A 5,667-nucleotide genomic window follows, 5' to 3' on the forward strand; every position below is an offset into this window, starting at 1 on the left:
ATTATATTATGTCCGGCAAATTACTTGTGATATGTCATTGCGAGTGCAACGAAGTGGAATGAAGCAATCGCAAGGCTTTTGGGATTGTTTCTCTTCGTTTGCAATGACAATTATTTAACCGGAAATGATATTAGAGATGCGCGATCGCACAATAATGCAGAACAATTAGGATTGTTACGGTTTCAATAAAGTAATACCAATTGTGCATCTACACCTTGTGATAAATTTTGTACCGCATTTTTTTATTTTGAGGCTAGGCTGATGAGCATTTTTTCAAAAATTCTCAAAACAGGCTCCTCTCCATTGTCTCTAGTGAAAATACTATAATTGGGGTGAGAATTGATTTCGATTAGCCAATATTGATTATCTTGATCTAAGACGATATCTAAACCACCATAATCAATATCTAATTCTTCAAAAACTGGTCTAGCAAAATTAGCGATTTCTGACAATATTTGTGGGTCGTTAATATACTTTGCTTTTGCACCATCCCAATGGAGAGGACTAAGGTTGCCTACAAATGTTGCATTAGTTACATCTTTTTCATAGAGTAAAACTAACTCTTTATTCAAAAAAACGGCTCTATACTCAGATTTTATATGAATAAACTCTTGAGCGATCGCAACGTAATCATACTTTTTATTATTGATATTAAAAATTTCTTTTAAAGCAGTTTCAACTTCATCTGTATTTTGACATAAAAAAACGTTATGTCCACTTGAGCCGGAATTCCGTTTAACAATTACGGGCGTTTCAAAGTTCTTTTTGATTTCTAATATAATATCTTCAAAGCTGGGAAATTTTAAGTAAATCTTATATTGAAGCTCACAAAAAGGGGAAAGAAAACCTACTGTCTGAGGAAGTTTAACTTTTTTCTTTAAAATATGGTAAGTATATTCCTTATCTTTTATAATTTGTGCTACTGCTTGATTTATTATCGGAGTACTATAATTACAAAAATAATGTTGTTTATTATTCAGTTTTATTTTTACTAAGTTTTCAGTCGGATGAATAATTTCATAGCTGATGTCTAAGTTTTCACAAGCTTTGAGCAATAGCGAGAGGTTATCTAACATAAATGCTTGAAGTTAAGTGCTGACACAAATCAATTGATATTTATCAGTTCAACGCTTTTTATAATATGCTTTCCTAATTACAAATTACTATGTTGTTTGACGTTTAAAAATCACCATCTCAGTACCAACAACTGGGTTACGCGCTATCAGCTTATCTTGGGAGTCGATAATTTCTAAATGAGTAAAATCAAGTTCTTGAGAGCGTTGTAATATTTCCGCAGCTAGGTTATCCTGCTGAGATTCTTTGAGAGTATACCAATCATCACTAATTTTGACAGTTAAATTACTGGTGCGGAAGTTGGCTTGAATTGACTTTATCAGACCAGAGGCAATGCGATCGCTAATTTCGGCTACCTGATTTTCAATAGCCGCAATCAAAGCTTGTTCCGGTGTCAATTCTATGATGGGTGTCGGTATTGGGATTGGCGTTGGCGTTGGCGTTGGAATTGGTTCTGGTTCCGGTTCCGGCGTTGGTATAATTTGTACTTCTGGCGGCGGCGTAACTTCCTCTGGTGGCTGTGGCGGCTGTGGTTCTGGTGCGACTGACTCTGGTGGAGTAGTTATCGTTGGTGTTGGTATAGGAACCTGTTCAACCGGGGGAAGTGTTGCTACTTCAGTCGGTTTAGCAGTAAGGACAGTTGTAGTCGCCCAAACAAAAATTACAGCAACTCCAGTCACAATTCCCGTCAAAGCTGTATCTGATAACTTTGTTGACAAATTGGATGGTAAAAACAAGCGGATTGTCCTTAACAGTCCACCCCATCTCAACTGAAGCTGCTGGAAAAAACCAGGTTTTTCCTCAGTACCAGGTGGGGGTGCTGTCTCCAGTTTTTCCACCGTTACTTCTAAAACCCCAATCGTCCCTTGGAGAAGTTGGATAATTTTAGCCTTCCAAAATGGCTGAACTCTCTGGTAAGGTTTTTGGGGAGGTTGAGTTATCTGCTCATCCGTCGGTTTTGACTGATTGTCTTGTGACATGGAACTTTCACCAAAAGCAGCGAATCAAAGACAAACAACGTATATTATTACTGATGCTGCCTTCTTTTGCCTTAATGTATCATTTCGTTGCACATTGCTTCGGCTAATTTGACTATTTATTAAATTTCGTGACTTATGAAACTGAAACGCCGTCAATTTTTATTTTTAAGTAGTGTTAGCGCCATTGGTACAGGATTTTTAAGCTGGATATTAGCTCATGAAAATCATCAAAGTGCTGATATTAGCGATTCAACAACCGCTATAGCCGCAAACCCAGCCAAAAAAGACTTGTTATTACGTTTTGTGTCTGTAGCAGATACGGGGACTGGAGCTAAAGGACAGTATGCTGTAGCTGGAGCAATGAATGCGTATCACAAACAAAATCCTTATGATTTAGTCGTTTTAGCTGGAGATAACATTTACAATAACGGCGAAATCGAGAAAATTAATGCAGTTTTTGAGCGTCCTTATCAAGGTTTACTCAAGCAAGGTGTGAAATTTCAGGCTTGTTTAGGTAATCACGATATTCGTACTGCTAATGGTGATCCGCAAGTCAAGTATGCCGGCTTTAATATGAAGGGAAGACGCTACTATACATTTAAGCGTGGCTCTGTGCAATTTTTTGCTTTAGATACTAACGGTAATGCTGATTGGAAAAATCAACTACCTTGGTTAGAAAAAGAATTAAGTCTTAGTAAAGCTCCTTGGAAAGTTGTATTTGGCCACCATCCAATTTATTCATCCGGTCACTATGGAGTCAATCAAACTTTTATTAAAACCCTCACTCCTCTGTTTAAAAAATACGGCGTTCAACTCTACATCAACGGCCATGACCATAGTTATGAGCGCACTAGTGCTATTAACGGAACGACTTATTTAGTTACTGGTGCTGGTGCGGGTACTCGTCCTGTAGGGCGTTCAGAATGGACAGAGCATTCTGCTGAGAAGCTTAGTTTTGCGGCGTATGAGGTGTATCCAGATAGAATAGAAGTAAGTGCGATCGCTACTAATAATCGCGTTTTTGATAAAGGCATTATTCAATTAAAATCAGCTTAGTTATATGACTCAGCCAGAACTTCCTTCTGCACTCAACAATGTTTTAGAATCATCTCAAACACCAGACGCTCTATTTTCTGCACTACTACCAGCTGTAGGCGATTTTCTCCAGTCTGATAGATGTTTTTTATACTTGCATAATCCACAAAATGACCTTGGTAGAGTTGCCTTTTGTTGGGTTCGCACTCCAGATGTACCTACTGTTTATAATGAAGAATGGGCAGCACAACCCCCAACTTTAGTAGATGATGATCCGATGTTTGCGGCTGCGCTACGTGCTGAACCTTCAATCTTTGTCGAAGATGTAGAAACTGCTGATTCTAAGGTTTTAAATCGGGAGTTTGAACAGAAGTATTTTGGACATCGCGCCCTTATTCATGCCCATATCCGCCAGGATGGACAACTCTGGGGAATTTTACAACCATGCATTTTTGGTCATCCTAGAATTTGGACTGAATACGAACGAGGAGTGATTAATAATCTTGTCGAAAAAATCACACCTATTGCAGTTGATTATGTCAAGTCTGCTTTTGATTAGCTGTAGACTAGGCATTACTAATCGAATACATTACGTTCAGCGTTGTTAAAACTATGAAAGTCAAGCGCTTGAAAATGCAAGCCTTCCGTGGAATCGGTGATTTGACGCTGGAGTTTGATGAAACAAGTCCAACAGTACTTATTGGTATCAACGGTGTAGGAAAATCGAGTATTCTTGATTGCCTTGCTATTCTTTTGTCGCGTTTTACTAGCTCGATTGAACATTCAACACCTTCTGGAAGACTCTTCAGGGAAGAAGACATTACTAATGGACGAAAGGAAACACATAACGAAATTATTATTTCATTGAATGCTGAAGAAGCAACATGGTCTTTAACAAAAGTACGGAAAGGAAGAAGTAAAGATACTAGCAGTAACCTGTCAGCTATAACAAAGGTCGCTGAAAATATCAAAAAGGATTTATATACATCTGATAAGTTAAATATTCCTGTTTTAGTTTATTATTCCACTAATCGTGCGGTGCTGGATATTCCTTTGAAGATTCGGACAAAGCATTTATTTGAACAATTAGATATCTATGAGAATGCACTTACTGGAGCAGGAAGCGAGTTTAGACTCTTCTTTGAATGGTTTAGAAAGCAAGAAGATTTAGAGAATGAGTTACGGCTAGAAGATAATTCTGGGTATCGGGATAAGCAATTAGAATCAGTGAGGCAAGCCATATCTTCATTAATACCAAGTTTTTCTAATTTACGGGTGAGACGTTCACCGCTACGGATGACTGTCCAAAAACAAGGTGAAGAACTTATAGTCAATCAGCTATCCGATGGCGAAAAATGCTTGCTGGCGATGGTAGGAGATTTAGCAAGACGATTAGCAATCGCTAACCCCAGTTTACCAAATTCACTTTACGGTAGCGGCATCGTTCTCATTGATGAAATTGAACTGCACTTGCACCCGAAATGGCAACGGGATATTATTCCAGCTTTGACAAAGACATTCCCTCATTGTCAATTCATTGTTACCACTCATTCACCTCAAGTAATTAGTGATGTTAAACCTACAGAAATTTACATTTTAGAAAGTACTGATATGGGTGTTATTGCAAAACATCCAGAAAGTTCTTATGGGAGAGATAGCAATTATATATTAGAAAATGTGATGGACGCTCCAAGTCGTCGCGAGGATATTAAGGAAAGTCTTTTGGAACTCTTTAGGCTAATTGATGCGGGAAATGTAGAAGACGCTAGGAAATTACGTCAATATCTAGCAGCAAAAATTGGAGCTAATGAACCAGAGTTTGTAAAAGCAGATGTACTTATCCGGCGAAAGGAAATTCTCAATAAATGAAATACATAAAAAAGGGTGCAAAACCGATTAGCTTAACTAAATGGAATAATAAGCTTGGCAGTAAGATACTTCCTTGGATAAAATTCAAAAAATCAGTGAAAAATGATGTGTTTGAGGCATTGCTGTGTGAACAAGGTTATATCTGTTGTTACTGTGGTGCTTCGATCACGAGGAATGAATGCCATATTGAACACTTGAAACCCAAAAGTATTTATCCACAATTGACTTATGAATACACAAATCTCATGGTGTCATGTCAAGGTGAAGATGAAAAGCAACCTCGAGTACCAGTACATTGTGGTCATAAAAAAGATAACTGGTACGACGAGCATCTGATGGTTTCGCCTCTAGAAATAACCTGCACTGATTTTTTCAAATACCCTGCTTCTGGCGAAATTCAACCAACAGATGAGCCAGCGAAAAAAGCTGCTGCTGAAACAACGATTGAAAACCTTGCACTCAATATCAGCAAGCTGCAAAATATGCGTAGGCTAGCAATTGACGCTGCATTGCTTGCTACTGATGGTTTAACTGAAGCAGAAATACAGCTACTTGCTCAAGGTTATGAAAAACTGGATGCCAATGGGCAATATACTCCGTTTTGTGTTGCTATTAGCTATTTTTTCAAGAATTATTTTTAGTTCAATATAGCGTTTATTAGTCTGGTGAAGTACAGTAACAAGAATGGGTAAACCAGTTATAAATAAGC

6 protein-coding genes are annotated in these 5,667 nt (G+C 38.0%); 4 read left to right on the forward strand and 2 right to left on the reverse strand.

All coding sequences use genetic code 11. The features are described from left to right. Window positions 1–242: 242 nt before the first annotated feature. Window positions 243–1,076: an ATP-grasp domain-containing protein gene (locus VB732_RS20080; RefSeq protein WP_323232661.1), complete on the reverse strand. Its 834-nt coding sequence runs from the start codon at window positions 1,074–1,076 to the stop codon at window positions 243–245. 87 nt (window positions 1,077–1,163) lie between these two features. Next, window positions 1,164–2,054 carry a hypothetical protein gene (locus VB732_RS20085; RefSeq protein ID WP_323232662.1) on the reverse strand — a complete coding sequence of 297 codons (891 nt, stop codon included), beginning with the start codon at window positions 2,052–2,054 and terminating at the stop codon, window positions 1,164–1,166. A gap of 135 nt (window positions 2,055–2,189) precedes the next feature. On the opposite strand from VB732_RS20085, the gene VB732_RS20090 reads away from it, so the two are divergent. The 4 genes from VB732_RS20090 to VB732_RS20105 are packed head-to-tail and all read left to right on the forward strand — an operon-like array spanning window position 2,190 to window position 5,599. Then, complete coding sequence (locus VB732_RS20090; RefSeq protein ID WP_323232663.1) at window positions 2,190–3,110, forward strand: metallophosphoesterase family protein; 921 nt, start codon at window positions 2,190–2,192, stop codon at window positions 3,108–3,110. Between the two features lie 4 nt (window positions 3,111–3,114). Beyond that, complete coding sequence (locus VB732_RS20095) at window positions 3,115–3,648, forward strand: GAF domain-containing protein (RefSeq protein WP_323232664.1); 534 nt, start codon at window positions 3,115–3,117, stop codon at window positions 3,646–3,648. A 53-nt stretch (window positions 3,649–3,701) separates the two neighbouring features. Then, window positions 3,702–4,958 carry an AAA family ATPase gene (locus VB732_RS20100; RefSeq protein WP_323232665.1) on the forward strand — a complete coding sequence of 419 codons (1,257 nt, stop codon included), beginning with the start codon at window positions 3,702–3,704 and terminating at the stop codon, window positions 4,956–4,958. After that, window positions 4,955–5,599, forward strand: a complete 645-nt coding sequence (locus tag VB732_RS20105; protein ID WP_323232666.1) for a retron system putative HNH endonuclease — start codon at window positions 4,955–4,957, stop codon at window positions 5,597–5,599. The genes VB732_RS20100 and VB732_RS20105 overlap by 4 nt, the downstream gene beginning before the upstream one ends. Window positions 5,600–5,667: the final 68 nt, after the last annotated feature.

It is taken from the genome of Nostoc sp. UHCC 0252 (assembly GCF_034931145.1).
Lineage (GTDB): Bacteria > Cyanobacteriota > Cyanobacteriia > Cyanobacteriales > Nostocaceae > Nostoc.